General features: G+C 42.5%; 8 protein-coding genes. 4 read left to right on the forward strand and 4 right to left on the reverse strand.

All coding sequences use genetic code 11. The features are described from left to right. Nucleotides 1-21: 21 nt before the first annotated feature. Both TPSD3_RS09265 and TPSD3_RS09270 read right to left on the reverse strand, forming a co-directional pair. Nucleotides 22-2,364 (reverse strand): response regulator, encoded by a 2,343-nt coding sequence (locus TPSD3_RS09265; protein WP_086488255.1) that lies wholly within the window; start codon nucleotides 2,362-2,364, stop codon nucleotides 22-24. A 43-nt stretch (nucleotides 2,365-2,407) separates the two neighbouring features. Beyond that, entirely contained in the window at nucleotides 2,408-5,740 is a 3,333-nt protein-coding gene (locus TPSD3_RS09270) for a chemotaxis protein CheB (RefSeq protein WP_086488256.1), read from the reverse strand. 354 nt (nucleotides 5,741-6,094) lie between these two features. Between TPSD3_RS09270 and TPSD3_RS09275 the strand changes: the two genes are divergently transcribed. The 4 genes from TPSD3_RS09275 to TPSD3_RS09290 all read left to right on the forward strand — a co-directional run bounded on the left by TPSD3_RS09275 (nucleotide 6,095) and on the right by TPSD3_RS09290 (nucleotide 14,940). Further along, a complete protein-coding gene (locus tag TPSD3_RS09275) occupies nucleotides 6,095-7,063 on the forward strand; it encodes a complex I NDUFA9 subunit family protein (protein WP_176329807.1) in 969 nt (322 codons plus the stop codon). 175 nt (nucleotides 7,064-7,238) lie between these two features. Then, nucleotides 7,239-13,856 carry a Calx-beta domain-containing protein gene (locus tag TPSD3_RS09280; RefSeq protein WP_176329808.1) on the forward strand — a complete coding sequence of 2,206 codons (6,618 nt, stop codon included), beginning with the start codon at nucleotides 7,239-7,241 and terminating at the stop codon, nucleotides 13,854-13,856. 182 nt (nucleotides 13,857-14,038) lie between these two features. After that, complete coding sequence (locus TPSD3_RS09285; protein ID WP_086488259.1) at nucleotides 14,039-14,530, forward strand: hypothetical protein; 492 nt, start codon at nucleotides 14,039-14,041, stop codon at nucleotides 14,528-14,530. A gap of 8 nt (nucleotides 14,531-14,538) precedes the next feature. Then, complete coding sequence (locus TPSD3_RS09290) at nucleotides 14,539-14,940, forward strand: transposase family protein (protein WP_176329809.1); 402 nt, start codon at nucleotides 14,539-14,541, stop codon at nucleotides 14,938-14,940. A 20-nt stretch (nucleotides 14,941-14,960) separates the two neighbouring features. On the opposite strand, the gene TPSD3_RS09295 is transcribed toward TPSD3_RS09290, so the two are convergent. Together TPSD3_RS09295 and TPSD3_RS09300 are read right to left on the reverse strand one after the other, a co-directional pair. Then, entirely contained in the window at nucleotides 14,961-15,521 is a 561-nt protein-coding gene (locus tag TPSD3_RS09295; protein WP_176329810.1) for an OmpA family protein, read from the reverse strand. 147 nt (nucleotides 15,522-15,668) lie between these two features. Continuing rightward, nucleotides 15,669-16,697, reverse strand: a complete 1,029-nt coding sequence (locus tag TPSD3_RS09300; RefSeq protein WP_176329811.1) for a DUF4384 domain-containing protein — start codon at nucleotides 16,695-16,697, stop codon at nucleotides 15,669-15,671. Nucleotides 16,698-16,821: the final 124 nt, after the last annotated feature.

The raw sequence follows: 16,821 nt of genomic DNA on the forward strand, positions 1-16,821 counted from the left end.
ACTTTACCTTTAAAAAAAGAACTAAAAAGAAATTTTACGCTCCGTTTTATATAGCCGTAATCGCTCTAATAATTCTTTTCTATCGAGTTCTAAAGTACGGTTTTTCTGTTCTAATTGCTGGCATAAATGCCGAATCGAAACATGGGTTTTAATCCGCGCTAAAACTTCTTCTACTTCAAAAGGTTTTGTGATGTAATCAACGCCACCTACTTGGAAGCCTTTGACTTTACTGCCTGTTTCTGACAATGCCGTGATAAAAATAATGGGAATTTGTCGGGTATGCGCCTGCAATTGCAATCGCCGACACACCTCAAAACCATCCACTTCTGGCATCATCACATCCAATAGAATCAAATGCGGGCGATGGCTTTCAATTAATTGAAGCGCATCTAAACCATTATCCGCAGTTAATACTTGATAACCGTTATTGCTTAATAACTCGGATAATGTGGTTAATGCAAATGGTGTATCATCAACAATTAATACTGTTGGCATGGCAGGCATTAAAGCACTTAATGATTCATTACAACGATCTAAATAAATTTTAGCCACTTGATCCGCAGGATTGCGGGTTAAAACATCGTGAAATAAAACTCGCGCTTCTTCAAAATCATCATTCTCATAAATCATAATCGCCACTTCAAAATCTTCTCGCGTTTCGTCTTTTAATGCCACGACATCAGGCGCATCCGCATCATAAACTTCATAAACCGTCACCGTTTGCGATTTTCCTTTCACTTGCACCGCATCAATAAGGCGAATGTGATAATGCTGTGGAGCGGCTAATTTTAAATAAGTTTCTGTGGTAATAAGCAAAGAAGAACCGTAAATTTTAGTTAAATCTTCCACTCTGGAAGCCAAGTTCACCACATCCGCAATCACTGTTCCATCCATACGATTTTCTCCCCCGACAATACCCAGCATTAATTCCCCCGTATTTAAACCAATACCAATTTTAATAGCAGGTTTATCTTGTTGGATTAATTGCGCGTTGAATTTCTGCAAACATTTAATCATATCAATCGCGGCTTGAACGGCATCATCTGCGCTACCGGGAAATAAAGCCATAATCGCATCACCAATATATTTATCAATCACGCCCGAATGTTGATAAATCACGGGTTCCATTGCGCTTAAATAACTGTTAATAAAATCAAAATTATCTTGTGGCGTGAGCATTTCTGACAGTTGAGTAAAATCACGAATATCAGAAAATAAAATAGTCATTTCTTTTTCAATTTGATCGCCTAATTTTACTTCAGTAATGCTATTTTTATCCAATAATTTTAAAAATTGTCGCGGCACAAAACGCTCATAAGCCTGACTTAAAATCGTGCGTTCTTGCACTTGTTGTTCTAAATCATGAACCATTTGTTGCAAACGATTAGACATTTGATTAAGTACCACACCTAATTGATCAAATTCTTTCAATTGGCTGTGTTGAAAGTGTTGCGAAAATTGACCGTTACCGATGTGGCGAGCGACATTCATGAGATCAGATAAAGGACTAATTAATCTCTCTATTAAGCGGTAAGAAAACAGCATAATTAAAATTAAGATAACTAATGTAATAGCAATCCCGATAATAATAATATTAAGTGACAGATAAGGAATTGCTTCCACAGGAATAGAGACGGACAATAATAAGCGGTTCTGCATAAATGGATGCCAACTACTTAATAATTCGCCTTTCTTAGCATCTTTTGTGCGATAAATTTTTTCGTTAATAAAATTGACGGATTCTGGTAAATTTTGCTGTAAATGAAAATGCGTTTTAGGGAAAGAAAGTGATAGATTCCGCGCTAATAATTCCCCATTAATCCGAACAGCTAACACAGCCACTATTTCTTGTTCTTGATAAACGGGCATGGTTTGATATAAATAAGGCAATTGTACAATGAATTGTGAGTGGGTAAAAATAGAATCGGTTGGGAGAAGAAAAGCCATTATGTGATTGGCACTGACGGGAGTTTCAGGATATTTTTTTAAGATTAATTGTAACTGTGCGCTGGCAGAGGTAAAGTTTTGGCTTGAATGGTTTAGAATCTGTTGCATTTCTTCCCATTCTTCAGTGCTAATTGCTTGTTTTAATGCCGTTGTTTCAGCAGCCCATTGCAATTGTTGTTGCTGTTGTCGTAATAAGTTTTCAAAATAAATAGAATGCAATTCAGCTAAATGCTGTAATTGATTATAGGTACTTTTATTTAAAATCAAGTTGCCTTGATTTAATAAAATCACGGTCATCACGGCAATTAAAACCAGTGATAAAGTAAAAAAATAAAGCATTAAACGCCCGCGCACACTGTACCAAAATGAGCGCAATAAACGCATAAGCATCAATGAATATTCAGCAGCGGCTTGCAATCCATACTCTCCATGGGGTATTTTTTAAGAAATGTGGGGATAATTAAGGTTTTTTCTCAGCACATTCCACGAGTGAAAAAATAATGCTATAAATTTTTCCATTTTTGTCTAATAAGGGCGCACCATTTACTCTTAAATGCAGAATTTTTTTATTCTGACATAACAGTAAACGGTGTTGATTATAAAACGGCTGTGGATCGTTTAATAATTCCGAAACATCAGCCGATTTTTCTAACGAATCGTCTGTGCCTTCGGAAACAACCCATGGCAATTGTTCATAATGGCTGTCAATTAAGGCTTCTTTAGGCTTTTCAAATATTTCTTCAGCCTGTTGATTCACGAAAGAAATTACGCCTTCTGGACTCACCACCAATACTGCCGCCACTGAATTTTCTAACAATTGATAGGCTAATTGATGGTCTGCTTCGCTATTGTTCTTTTGAGTCGTTAATAATTGCGTTTGCGGGGCGCGAATAATCCATGAGCAACCAATATAAATTTTATTTTCATCTGCAATCGGTAAAATGTCAATTTTAACCGAAACTAAGTGACCATTACGCCCTAAACGCACGGTATTAAATTGCTTGGTGATTTCACCTGAAAAGGCTTTTTTAGAGAGCGCGTCATTTTCTTTACGCAATTCGTGTGGCACTAAAATATCAATCGGTTGATTTAACACATCATCAGGCGCGTAACCAAAAATTTTACTGGCCGCTTGATTCCAACTGATAATTAAACCATCTAAATTCTGTCCAATAATGGCATCGTCTAATGCCGCGGCAATGGCTGCTAAAAATAATTGCGACTGACGTTCTTTACGCTGTTCGGTAATGTCCGATAAAGTGATCATTACGCCTTGTACTTGGTTTTCCGTGGTTAAATAAGGCATTAAACGCACGGTGTACCAGCGATTGCTTTTGCTTTCAATTTCTCGCTCATATTTCTCTTGTTTGCGAATCACCATTTTAATCTCGCTGATAAAATTATCATATTTGAGATTGTGAGAAATATGTTGTATTGGTCGCCCAATGTCGAATTCCATTAAATATAATTCGTTGGTAATGTTGGGCGTAAAGCGTTTAATGCGCAAATCAGCATCTAAAAATAAAATCCCCACGTGAGAACCACTGAGTAAATTATTAATGTCATTATTGACATCGACTAATTCCTCAATTTTATATTGATATTCGGAATTGACGGTGACTAATTCTTCATTCACAGATTGCAATTCTTCATTGGTGCTTTGCAATTCTTCATTAGCCGCTAATAATTCTTCATTCGTGGCTTGCAATTCTTCGTTAGAAGTTTCTAATTCCTCAATAGCGGCTTGCAGGTTTTCTCTGGTATATTGCAGTTCTTTTTCTAAATCATTCACGTGTTGCGTGAAATCGGCATTGACATCGACTTTTTTATAGGCTTCGATGTTAAAGTTTTCTTGCGATTCAAAAGTGATCGCAATTAATTGCGGCTCTATGGTTTCTGGGAATAAAGGGAAAACGTGAGATTTAATGATTTTGCTTTTATTTTCTCTAATGTCGAGAGAGGAAAAATCATAAATCAGTTCTTTTTTATGCTGCAAAACGTTGTGAATGGCGGTTCTTAACACGCTGGCGTATTCTACTTGTAACATGCGGGACAAGTTGAAATTCATTTCACCGCGAGGAACGCGCAAAAATTCTTCTACAGGGCCGAGCGTATGCACCACTTCATTTTCTTCATTAACAATAATGCAAGTGGGAATATAGCGTTCAGATAAGGACGTTAATATCATTTCTGCCAAGCGTTTTTGCGATAACACTTGGGAGTTTGGATAGCTAGGATAGGACGGTTTATTTTCGTGCAGCATTAATAAATCATTACGCCGCTCTCTAGGGATAGATTGCGAAGGATGATCACGCGTGGTTGACGGTAACGGTAATTTATAACCTGCTTTGTATTGGTAAATGCGATGGTGGTTGTCGAGCGAGGAAAATAAGTAAGTATTTTCGCCTATCGATTCGCTGTTGCCTAAGAATAAAAAGCCTTGATGTTTTAAAGAAAAATGGAAAAATGTTAATAGTCTTTCTTGCACTTCGGGCTTAATATAAATTAACAGATTGCGACAAGAGACTAAATCCATTTTGGCAAATGGTGGATCGGTAAGTAAATTATGCCGCGCAAAAATCACCATTTGGCGCAATCGGGTATTGACTTGATACTTGTTTTCTTTCTTGATAAAAAAGTGTTGCAATCGCTCCATAGAGACATCAGCCACAATGCTCTCAGGATAAAGTCCACTGCTGGCATAGCTAATGGCGTTTTTATCAATATCGGTGGCAAAAATTTTGACGTTTAATAATTGATCTTGGGCTTCTAAATATTCGGCAAACATCATGGCAATTGAATAAGCTTCTTCGCCCGTTGAACAAGCAGGCACCCATATCCGTATTGAATCATAAGGACTTTTTTCTTGAATAATACGCGGTAATACAATGCGTTTTAAACTTTCAAATGCTTCTGGATCGCGGAAAAATTTAGTGACACCGATTAATAATTCTTTATATAATAATTGCACTTCTTGTTGTGAACGTTGTAAAAAGCGGACATAATCTTTTGCTTGTTCTAATTGATTAATGCTCATTCGGCGTTGAATTCGACGTTGTACGCTATTGATTTTATAGCCGCTGAAATCCACACCTGTTTCAGTGCGCAAAATAGCCATGATTTTGCCTAAAGTATCGTCATCAGTAAATTTATCAACTTCTGATTTTAAGGCGACATAAGGGTGTTGAATAAATTTACATAATTCGGTTGGCATTTTGTCGGGGGGTAAAATATAATCGGCTAATCCTGTGGCAATGGCACTGTTGGGCATTCCGTCGAATTTTGCGCTGCTATTTTCTTGCACCATGACCATGCCTTCTAATTCTTTAATGGCGCGAATGCCTCGCGTGCCATCGCTGCCTGTGCCTGACAGGACAATTCCCACCGCATAAGGGCCTAAATCTTGGGCTAATGAGTGAAAAAAAATGTCTATCGGTAAGTTTAATCCCCGTGTTTGATCTTTGTCTGATAAATATAAATTACGGTGGTAAATCGTCATGTTTTTATTGCGTGGAATTAAGTAAATTTGATTGGGTTTTACTTCGATTCCTTCGGTCGCTTCAATGACTTTCATGGGGGTGCGTTTGGAGAGAATTTCTACCATCATGCTGCGGTAGTCGGGCGACAAGTGCTGTACAACAACAAAAGCCATGCCGTTGTTGGCGGGCATGTTGTCAAAAAAGCGTTCTAAGGCTTCTAAACCGCCCGCAGACGCGCCAATTCCAACGATGTAGAAGGGCGATGGCGTGGTTTGGGGGGAGTTTGAATCAGGAGAAATGATTGGCGTGACCATTCGAGTTGTACTCTATTTGTAGCGACGTTAGCAAGTGGGGACAACGGGTTAGGATTTAGAATAATGTATTTTGTTGTCGTGTGTTTATGTTAGATTGGTTTTGCGCGATTATTTTAACAAGGTTTTTTTGACACGGCTGCTTTTTTCGGTGAATCAGATTGTATTTTATTGCGGTTTGTTGTAAAAATGAGGCAATATGAGCGACTAATGGGGCGATTATGGAGTAGGTTTGGTAGATAACGCTTTTTTATCTACGTTATATAAGTTGTTATCTTTTGCTGTTATTTTCAAGTCAATTGAGCTGAATATTTAGGCGATAATTTAGACGTTATTTTTTCATTTTTTTAAGGAATAATGATGATGCACACTATTGCAATTTTAGGTGGTACGGGTTTTGTGGGTCAGCATTTGGCCAGTCGCTTGGTGAAACAAGGTTGGCAGGTGCGGGTGTTGACGCGGCGACGGGAAGATCATCGTGAATTATTAGTGCTACCCGAAGCGGAGGTGGTGACGGCTAATGTGTACGATCAGGCGGCGTTAAATGCAGCGTTGGCGGGCTGTGATGCGGTGGTGAATTTGGTGGGGATTTTAAATGAATCGGGATTTGATGGGCAAGGTTTTCGTCGTGCGCATGTGGAATTGACGCAGAAAGTTATTACGGCTTGTCAGGAAAATAAAGTGACGCATTTGCTGCACATGAGCGCGTTAAATGCAGATGCAATAAATGGCCGCAGTTTTTATTTAAAAACGAAGGGTGAAGCGCAGCAATTGGTGCATGATTCAGGCTTGAATGTGACCAGTTTTCGTCCGTCGGTTATTTTTGGTGGAGATGATTCATTTTTTAATCGTTTTGCGTCGTTATTGTTATTTACGCCTTATTTTTTCCCGCTGGCGTGTGCGCAGGCGAAATTTGCGCCTGTGTGGGTAGATGATGTGGTGACGGCGATGTGCAAAACCTTGTGTCAGCCTGCCCATTATGGACAAAGTTATGGTTTATGTGGCCCTAAAGTTTATTCTTTGGGGGAATTGGTGACTTATACGGCGCAGTTATTGGGCGTGAAACGTAAGGTGATTGCATTAAGCGATTCTTTGGCGCAATTACAGGCGAAAGTTTTTGAGAGAGTGCCTTCTAAACCTTTCTCTACGGATAATTATTTATCGTTGCAAACGGACAGTGTGTGTACAGATAATGATTTGATGCGTTTAGGCATTGAACCGCATAGTATTGAAGCGATAATGCCGCGTTATTTCAGTGGTGTTTCTCCGCGTGCGGCTTATCAGAAATTCCGTCATACTGCTCGTCGAGAAGATCGCGCCAGTTAATGATTTTTCCCAGTTCGCAGGGACTGGGGATTTTTTTTGGAATGGGGAATAAATAAGAAATAGTTGATTATTGATGGACTTATGCTATAACTGATTCAATATTGAGAATAATTTAATTTTTCTGTTAAGAGTGAATATCATGAAAACGGCATTGTTTTTAAATAAGATTTTTTTTATGAGTGTGTTGGTTTGGCTGCTGGGGTGGAGTGGCGCAGCGAGGGCGGCGTGTGATGCGGGTGATTTGACGACGCTTGAGGAAAAATTGGCTGATGCGACGTGTACAACTGTGAATTTGACGGGAACAATAACTATCAGTGGAGACACAACGATTAATGGGAATAATAAGATTATTTCTGGAAATAATACTTTTCGATTATTTAGAATTACTTCGGGAAATGTGACTTTTAGTGATGTGACTTTGGAGGGGGGAAGCATAAGTGGAACTGCAAGTCATGGTTGCTCTAGCTCTCCTATAAATCCTAACGGTGGCGCGATCTGTAAAACTGGAACAGGGACTTTGATCATTAATCGGTCAATGATAAGAAACAATACAGCAAATCGGGGAGGGGGGATTTATATTGATAATGGTACACTGAATATTAACAATTCTGTCTTCATGGAGAATAGTGCTGGAAGTGGCGGAGGTATCTATCGATATGGTGGCGGAACACCAAAACCGACTGTTAATGTGGTTGGAAGCACTATAACAGGAAATTCAGCAAGTGGAACTACCTATTATGGCGGCGGGTTATTTTCCCATACAGGATTAGGTTTCAGTATCAAAAATACAATAGTTGCTGGGAATAGTGGTGGGACGACTGCGGCTAAAATGGATTGTGAGGTTTTTAGTGGAGCTACTTTTACCTCCCAAGGCTACAATCTTGTTGGAAACGGCACGGGCTGCCCCAGCACTGGCACAGGCGACCAAACCATCACCGCGGCAAACCTTGCTGCAAATGTTTTCTCCACAGCCCCAACCCTAACAAGCACCCCTACAACGCCCCCCAATCCTGCTTTAAATGCAATAGATTCAGGAACAAATGGTTGTGGCACTTCTCCATTTGATAAAGATTATTTAAATATCTCACGCCCACAAGGTGGAAAGTGCGATATTGGCGCGCATGAATTGCCGCTGCCGACAATTGTTGTGAAAAAAGATGGGAATGAAATTAATACAGGAACAACGCTTGAGTTAGAAACAGTTGCTATTGGCGGCAGTTCTAGCGTGACTTTGATGGTAGAAAATACGGGGGCTGCGGATTTAACATTTAATACTATCAGTGGATTACCAACAGGTTTTACATCAACAGATAATCTCACCACTGTCGCGCCTAACGGAACATTAAGTTATACCATTTCTCTAAATACATCTACCGCCACTTCATACACGGGCGGTTCTTTTTCTTTCAACACCAATGACAACAACAAATCCAGTTTTAGTTTTCCCCTAACGGGAAATGTGGTTGCCAGTTTGTCTCCACCTGTTGCACCTTCTACTTTTACTGCAACAGCCACTTCACCCACAGCAATTGGTTTAACTTGGCAAGATGACAGTGATAATGAAGCCAACTTTATTTTGACGTGGAGTCCTGATGGAACAACAGAGCGTTCCTTAGCTGCAAATACAGAATCAGACAGCATTACGGGCTTGACTTGCAATACTTCATATACATTTACTCTTCTGGCACGAAATGCTGCGGGCAGCTCTTCTTCGGTAACGGCAAGTGCGACAACACAAGCCTGCCCTCCACCAACTGCCCCATCTGACTTAACCGTCACAGCACAAACCGTCAACAGCCTCACATTAAGCTGGACAGACAACAGCAGTGATGAAACAGGATTTGTTATTGAGCGAGAAACCAGTACAGCGGGTGTTTTTTCCGAAGTTACCACGGTTAGTACAGGTGTAGTTACCGCAACAGACACAGGATTAACTTGCAACACCCCTTACAAATATCGCGTTAAAGCGGTAAGAGGTGCGGTTAGTTCAGATTACAGCGATGTGGTGACAGGCACAACATCCACTTGTCCAACCACTGTCCCTGCCAATCCCACAGACTTAACATCCAGTGACATCACCGCTAACAGCGTTAAGCTCACGTGGAAGGACAACAGCAGCGATGAAACAGGATTTGTTATTGAGCGAAAAATTGGGGCGGGCAGTTACAGCGAATTGACAACAACAAATGCAAATGCCACTGCCACAGTAACTTACACAGACAGTACACTTTCCTGTGCAACCACATATACTTACAAAATAAAAGCCGTCAATAATCAGGGTTCTTCTGCTGCTTATACAAATGAACATGAAGTGACCACATTAGCTTGTCCAACCCCACCTTCTGCACCATCATTGGCAGTCACAGGCGCAGGAACGACAACTGCAAACTTGACTTGGACAGACAGTGACACAGAAACCAGTTATACTGTAGAGCGAAAAACAAGCGGCAGTTATAGTACAATTGCTACCCTTGCTGCAAATGTATTAAGTACTACAAACACAATGGCGTGTAATAATACATACACCTATCGGGTTACTGCCATTAATGCAGGGGGGTCAACTTCCAGTAATGAAGTTAATGTAACCGCGGCCGCATGTGTTGAGCCACCCCCTCCGCCACCACCCCCACCCCCCGCCGAATACACCCTAAAAGTCACCGTGACTCCCAGTGCGGGTGGCCGTGTCACGGGGACGAATATTAACTGTGGCAGCCAATGCAGTGCCACTTATACCGAATATACCGCTGTCGAAGTCACCGCAGTCCCCAATAAAGGCTACGTTTTCGACCGCTGGCAAGAATGCAGCACCAGCACCAATTTGATCACCAGCTTTATCATGCACTCGGATCGTAGCTGTACGGCATTGTTCAAACCCGAACCCACCGCCGACCTCACCACTAAAATCATCGGCAAAGGGCGCGTACAACTCGACCCCGCCACGGGTAAAGGCACATGTGGCATTGATTGCGTCAGCTATTCACAAAATACCGCCGTCAGCTTACAAGCCACCGCCGACAGCGACTCCCGTTTTAGCCACTGGAGCGGCGGCTGCACGGGAACACAAAACCCATTTAAACTCACTTTAAAAACCAACCAAACTTGTACAGCGCATTTTATCGATCTACCTAAATACCCTGTCACCGTCACCATTGACCCAAGCAACACGGGACAAATTGACAGCACGCCCAGCGGTATCAACGCTTGTACGGACACTTGCACGCACGAATTTGGTCAAAACAACACCGTACAACTCCGCGCCACCGCATCAACAGGCTGGATACACACCCATTTTAGCGGCGATGCCGATTGTGACGATGGCACATTGACCGTGACGCAAGCCGTCAACTGTCGCGCCCACTTTGCCGCAGTAGGACAACTCCAATTTGCCCTCACGCACGATGCAGGCACGGAAGGCGACCGCTTAACGATTACTGTTTTACGAGAAAATGGCAGCGCGGGCGAAATCAGTGTAGGACTTAATATCCAAGACCTCACCACCCAAGCCAGCGACTACCAACTCACCACGCAACGTCTGACGTGGGCGAATGGCGACGATCAACCCAAAACTTTCACCTTCTTACTCAACGAAGACAACGAAGCCGAAGCCATCGAAACGGTACGCCTTGAATTAACAGACCTACAAGGCGGCGCGACTTTTGGACAAAATCAAAGTATCGAAATCAAAATTTTCGATCTTGCGCCCTTCAGCAGCTTACAAATTGCCACGGCACGTTATACTGCCAACGAATTAGATGGCCAACTGGATATGATTATCACGCGTGCGGCCAGCAGTCGGGGCGCGGTCAGTGTGGACTACCAAACCCGTGATGGCACGGCCACTGCAGGCACAGATTACACAGCCATCACCGGCACACTCCACTGGGCAGACGGCGACAGCACACACCGCGTTGTCACCGTACCCATTCACATGGATTTAGAAGAAGAACCCTTAGAAGATTTCTTCTTTTTCCTGCAAAATCCACAACCTAACAACGATAAATTGCAACTCGGCGACATCGTCGAAGCCCAAATTGAGCTGATTAACACACCCGTTTCAGGCGCGGGCTTGCTGCAATTTACTGCGCCCGTGGTCGAAGCCTACGAAGGGCAAGGCATGGCGCATCTTGAAGTGGCGCGTTTAGGCGGGGCAACGGAAGCGGTAAGTGTACAAATTGCCGTCACAAGCGGCACAGCCACCTTATACCAAGACTACACGCCACAACTCGACACCTTAAACTGGCCGGCCAACGACACAAGTGTGCGACATTTACCCGTTGCCCTTTTCACCGATGACCAAGAAGAAGGCGTAGAAACGGCCGTATTTACCTTACAAAATCCCACAAATGGCGCATTATTGGGCAGTCAACGCGAGATCAGCTTGCGTATTTTAGATGAATACAGCAATCCTGCCACCAATGCCGATTATGCCGTGGTTCGTTTTACCGAAACAAACTACAATGCAGATCGGCTGCAAGCTCAAGCGGCCGTGGTGTTAAAACGAGAAGGCAACGCGGCGCGTCCTGTCAGCGTGCGCGTGCAGACGCAAAACGGCACCGCGATTGCGGGTAAAGACTACACTGCCACGGATACCGTCGTGACGTGGTCAGAAAACGATGTGGGAGAACGTACCGTACTCATTCCCCTTATCCCCAACACCACCACGCAACGGCAACATTTTAGTTTACGCCTGAGCGAACCGAATGATGACACTCGTCTGGCTACGCCTTTTGTTGCCAATATCACCTTGATTGCAGGAACAAATCCCGTCACGCCTCCCACAACGGAAATGCCCAGCCGTGTCCAATTTGAAGCAGACACTTATCGCGTCTCCGAAGAACAAGGCAATGTGACTTTGCGCGTGTTGCGTTTGCAAAGTGATCGCGGCGTGTTGCGCGTGCCGATAACGATTGAATTGGAAACAGCGAATTACAACGACTTTGTAAATACCAGCACAGAATTAATTTGGGCGGATGGCGAAATGGGGGCGAAAACGCTCACCATCGGCATTTCACAAGACAAATTTGCTGAAGGAAAAGAAAGTTTTCTGGTGCGTTTGGGACAACCTGAATTACCTAATAGCTTACTTGGTGCGATTCCTGTGGCGCGGGTGGAAATTTACGACCAAAGCGTGGTGCAATTCGACGCAAGCGAATACAGTAGTGATGAAAATGCAAGCGCGATCACCTTAAACCTGATCCGCGTAGGCAGTCCCTTAACCACGCCAAAAATTCGTTATGAAACTGTCAACGACACGGCCACCGCCGGCCGCGACTACGAAAACACCCAAGGCGAATTGTCATGGATGGCTGACGAAGTGAGTCGTACAATTACCATTCCCATACTCGACAACAGTATTTACGATGGACAACGTCGTTTTTCAGTGCGTTTAACGGGCTTAAATGGTGCGGCTGTCGGCGTGCCACATGTGGCGACCATTCACATTATTGACGATGAACAGCCACCTTGTGAACCGCCTGTGATTGACTGTCGTTATCGCAACGTGGGCAAAATATTACGCGATGCGCGAGTCATGCCCAATGGGGTTGTTATCGGTGGTACGATGGGTGGCACGATAGAAAACTTTGGCTTAATCGACGGCAGTGCTTTTGGAGTCACATTTGAACCCAATACGATCATCAAAGAAGATGGCCGCCTACGGGGTACATTCAGCGGCAATCCACACGCCTTGACCGCTACGAATCGCCCGCCCTTATTACAAGAAGTCACGATAGAAACGGGCAGTTATCTCGCTCATCTCGACATTGGCGCGGGAACGGTGTTGAGCAGCGCGGTGAAATTAGGCGCGGGAGTGCGTTTTAAAGCCAATGGCCTGATTCCGCCTCGCATTGATTTATCAGGGATTTTAGGCGTTTTAGGCAGTGAGAGCATCGACGGAATGCGCGCCTTAAATCTCATGACTGATGTGTTAGAATACAATACAGCCAATGGCATTGTGGGCGTGATTCAAGACAATTTAATGCAGAAAGCCTTATCACAAGGTTTAACGGTATGGCCGACCCTCACGCAAGACCCTGACACGGGATTATTGACTTTAACTGATCCTGACGGCCAGGTGCGTACCTTGTTACCAGTAAGCGTGACGCAATACAATATCGAATGGTGTCAAGCCGCAAATCCCGCACAAACCGCGCAATGTGTGCGGGAAACGCCGCTGGGTTTCCGTGAACAATCCGATGGCAGTTTAGTCTTTGTCACCCAAACCCACCGCGAAGTCACGGCTAAACCCGTTATGCGTGCCTTGCGCAGTATGCGGCGAATATTGGCCGAGTATGACTTGACCCAAGTGATGTGGGGAGATGGTGTGTTTTACGTTCCCATTCCTGAGCAGGTGGATTTTTTCGCCACGCAAGCGGCAAAAACTGCCGAATTGCCTTATCCCAGTGATTCCGAATACGGAAGCAGTCAAGCTGCTGCCGTGTTAAATTACACCACGCCCGAAGTGTTTTTTATCAGCAAAGCCGCGAATGATGACGTGTATCACCGCCAAATATTATACCCTGCGGCCGCTTATCCCGACGCGATACGGCTCTATTCTTACCAACAACAAGCTGTTTTACACAATGACGGTTCAGCCGTGATTCCGTTGTGGACAGAACAAGGTGTGGTGACTTATCGCGGCGTATTTGATTACGTGGTATTGGCGGGGCAAGCGGGATTGAATACGGGACGTTTAACAATACGCCCAATCGCCGATCAAAATGGCGATGGTTTTGGTGATTACGAAATCATTTACCCCAATGACAGCCGTCAATGGTTGTTTAGATTGCCGTAGAAATTAGGCGCGTAAAAAAAACAGGGGTAGATCGGTGCGGTCTATCCCTGTTTTATTTCAAATGCAAACTATAGCATCCGCACTATAAAAAGATTAAATAGAATTAAGTAAAAAGAGTTCATCAATAGACTTGTGGTATCAAAAAAACCCAGTATCAACCGATTCCAAAAAGGAGTATCAAAATGAATTTCAATCTGACAAATAAAAACACAACCAGACAATGGAGAGCCTTAATCGCTCTGGATGCAAAGCAGTTTGATATACTGCTGGAAGTTTTTAAACAATCTTATCTCACTTTACAAGGTTCAACACTCAAATCAAGATTGATGAATGATAAAGCCACTTACTGCATTAATAACGAGAGAGAATTATTGTTATTTACACTAACCCGTTTAAAGCAAAGTTTAACTTATGATGCTTTAGGTGTGATGGCAGGTATGGATGGTTCTCACGCCAAGAAAACGCAGAGATTAGGCTTGCGTATTTTAACTCATGCCTTGTGTGTTTTAAAGCATATGCCTGCCAGAGACATAGACAATATCGATGATTTTAAAGCTTATTTTTCCGATATAGAGGAGTTGATTATTGATGTGACAGAGCAAGATATACAACGTCCATCGGATAAAGAAATCCAAAAGGAATTTTATTCGGGTAAAAAAAAACTCACACAGTAAAGATGTTAATGATTGTTAATGAACTTAAAGAAATTTTGTATATAAGCCATCCTGTAAATGGTAAATGCCATGATTTTAACGTGTTAAAGAAAATGCTTTCTCCAGATAAAAAATATTTTATTGAGTCTAATTTAGTTGATTTAGGTTTTTTAGGTATGGATAAACAATATGATTGTAAATCGGTGTGTTTTCCTCACAAGAAATCCAAAAATAAGCCGCTTACTCGAGAACAAAAAGAGGAGAATAGAATTCTATCTTCAAAGCGTATTGTTGTGGAAAATGCAATTTGCGGAGTAAAGGTATTTAGAATTTTATCAGACCGATTGAGAATCCACTGCCTTGATTTTTATGATAAAATTTTGTCCTGCTGTGCAGGACTACATAACTTCCGATTAAACACAACTACTTGATTTTAATTGAGACCACAACTCTATTTATTCCAAGTCCCTATTCTTATAAATTCTACTCGACGATTGCGGGCTTTTCCTTCTTCAGTTTCATTGGTGTCTATGGGTTGTTGTTCGCCGTGGGCTTCGACGCGGAGGCGTTGGGGAGCTTGGTTGGGTAGACTGTGATTGTTGATTAAAAAGGTTTTTACCGACTCAGCACGACGGCGCGATAAGTCAAGATTGTAATCCGCTTCGCCGTCGCTGTCGGCATGACCTGCAATGGTGATAATGGCATCCGCAAGCCCATTTTGTAAGGCTGTTGCGTATTCTTTTAGTAAGGGGTAAGAATCAGGTTTGATGGTCGCGGAATCGTAATCAAATAGGATTTTTGCGCCCACTTTAGGCGGGTCATTGACGATTTCTTCTACCCCACGCATTGTAGGATTGGGATTAAAACCACGAAAAATAATTGATTTTGGCGGAGCTTGTAAGGCTTGTTCAATGTCGATAGCATTGCTGGGAAAATTTAAGGCGGGCGTTTCGGCATAACTGCCCAAAGGAAAAAATAAAGTTAAAATAAAAAAGGGACGGATAGTTTTCACAATAGTTTCCTTTTTTTGATAAAACATCTTTTGTCTGAATCAGAATTTTCAGAATTAAAGAATTTTCAAAATTGATTCTTGCAAATTCTTTAATTCTTAATTTTGGTATATAACCTGACAGAAATTAACATCGGTCAGGTTATTTTTTTAACGATGTTCAAAACTTAGTACATTCACACAGCCATTTTTTTGGCAGAGACCCATTAAATGTTTACGGTCAATTTTGAATTGATTGTCTTCTTCAGTGGTCATGGTGTGGTAGCCGCTTTGTTTGGGATCATCGACGATTCCCGCAGGGCCACGAGTCATGATGGCTTGTTGTAAATTACGCATGGCGAGTACAACGGGTTGTTGTTTATTCCATTGTTCTAACTGTATATCTTGCTGTTGGCTGGCGATAAAGTAGATTTTTTCTGTTCCTGTCACGTTATCCAGCTTAAAAGATTGGTTTGGACTGGGAATGTGATAGGTTTGGTTGGCTTTGACAGGGTTGAAATTGTTGACCACGACATCGCCCATTTTTTCCATTGGAAATAAACGAGTGACGTTGTCGCCGCCATCAATTTGGAAAATATACACGTAACTGTCTTGTTTTGGGGTAAATGTGATTTTGTAGCTGTCTCCACTGCTTAAAATGGCGTTATTGGTGAGTGGGCGTATATCACCTTGATGCTTAGGACGATAGCCGTAGCTGATGTCAAATTGTAAACTGGCTTGTTGCACCGCTTGCTCTACGGCTTGAGCCGCTTGTTTTACGCTTGGGGTGGGGTCTGTGCTTTGGCGTTGTTGGATGAATTGGTGAACGCCCGTAATGTCATTTTCTAACAATTTAACTCGCGCTTCTAAGGAATTCATTTGGCTGTTTATCGCGTTAAGAATATTATCGCTTTGAGTAATCAATTGTTCAATCTGCGCAAATTCTTTTGTCGAGGGATATTCACTTGCCTGTTTACTCGCGGCTAATTGCTGTTTAACTTGCTCTAGTTGTTGCCGTACTTTGTTGAGTTCTTCTGGAGTTTTATCAGGCGAAAAATAGCTGACAACTGCGTCGCTTGCTGCACTAATTGCAAGGGTCTCCAGTGCTTTTAAGGCAATTGCAGGTACAATGGCGAATGTGGTAGCAGAATGAAACCATAGGAACATCATTAGCCCTAAGCAAGATGAACGATTTATCATGATTGACCTCCGTTGTATAAATGAGTACATTAGATTATATATTAAGTTTGAATATAATCATATTGTCGGTTTGAATTGTTTTATTGGAAATGGGATGGATGCATAATCACTTCAATCAGGAGAC

Origin of the sequence: Thioflexithrix psekupsensis (genome assembly GCF_002149925.1) — a bacterium.
GTDB lineage: Bacteria > Pseudomonadota > Gammaproteobacteria > Beggiatoales > Beggiatoaceae > Thioflexithrix > Thioflexithrix psekupsensis.

What these genes read in the sequence shown, in the direction of transcription:
- TPSD3_RS09285 (WP_086488259.1), top strand. Translation starts at nt 14,039, where the DNA reads ATGAATTTCAATCTGACAAATAAAAACACAACCAGACAATGGAGAGCC.
- TPSD3_RS09290 (WP_176329809.1), top strand. Translation starts at nt 14,539, where the DNA reads ATGATTGTTAATGAACTTAAAGAAATTTTGTATATAAGCCATCCTGTA.
- TPSD3_RS09275 (WP_176329807.1), top strand. Translation starts at nt 6,095, where the DNA reads ATGATGATGCACACTATTGCAATTTTAGGTGGTACGGGTTTTGTGGGT.
- TPSD3_RS09270 (WP_086488256.1), bottom strand. Translation starts at nt 5,740, where the DNA reads ATGGTCACGCCAATCATTTCTCCTGATTCAAACTCCCCCCAAACCACG.
- TPSD3_RS09300 (WP_176329811.1), bottom strand. Translation starts at nt 16,697, where the DNA reads ATGATAAATCGTTCATCTTGCTTAGGGCTAATGATGTTCCTATGGTTT.
- TPSD3_RS09280 (WP_176329808.1), top strand. Translation starts at nt 7,239, where the DNA reads ATGAGTGTGTTGGTTTGGCTGCTGGGGTGGAGTGGCGCAGCGAGGGCG.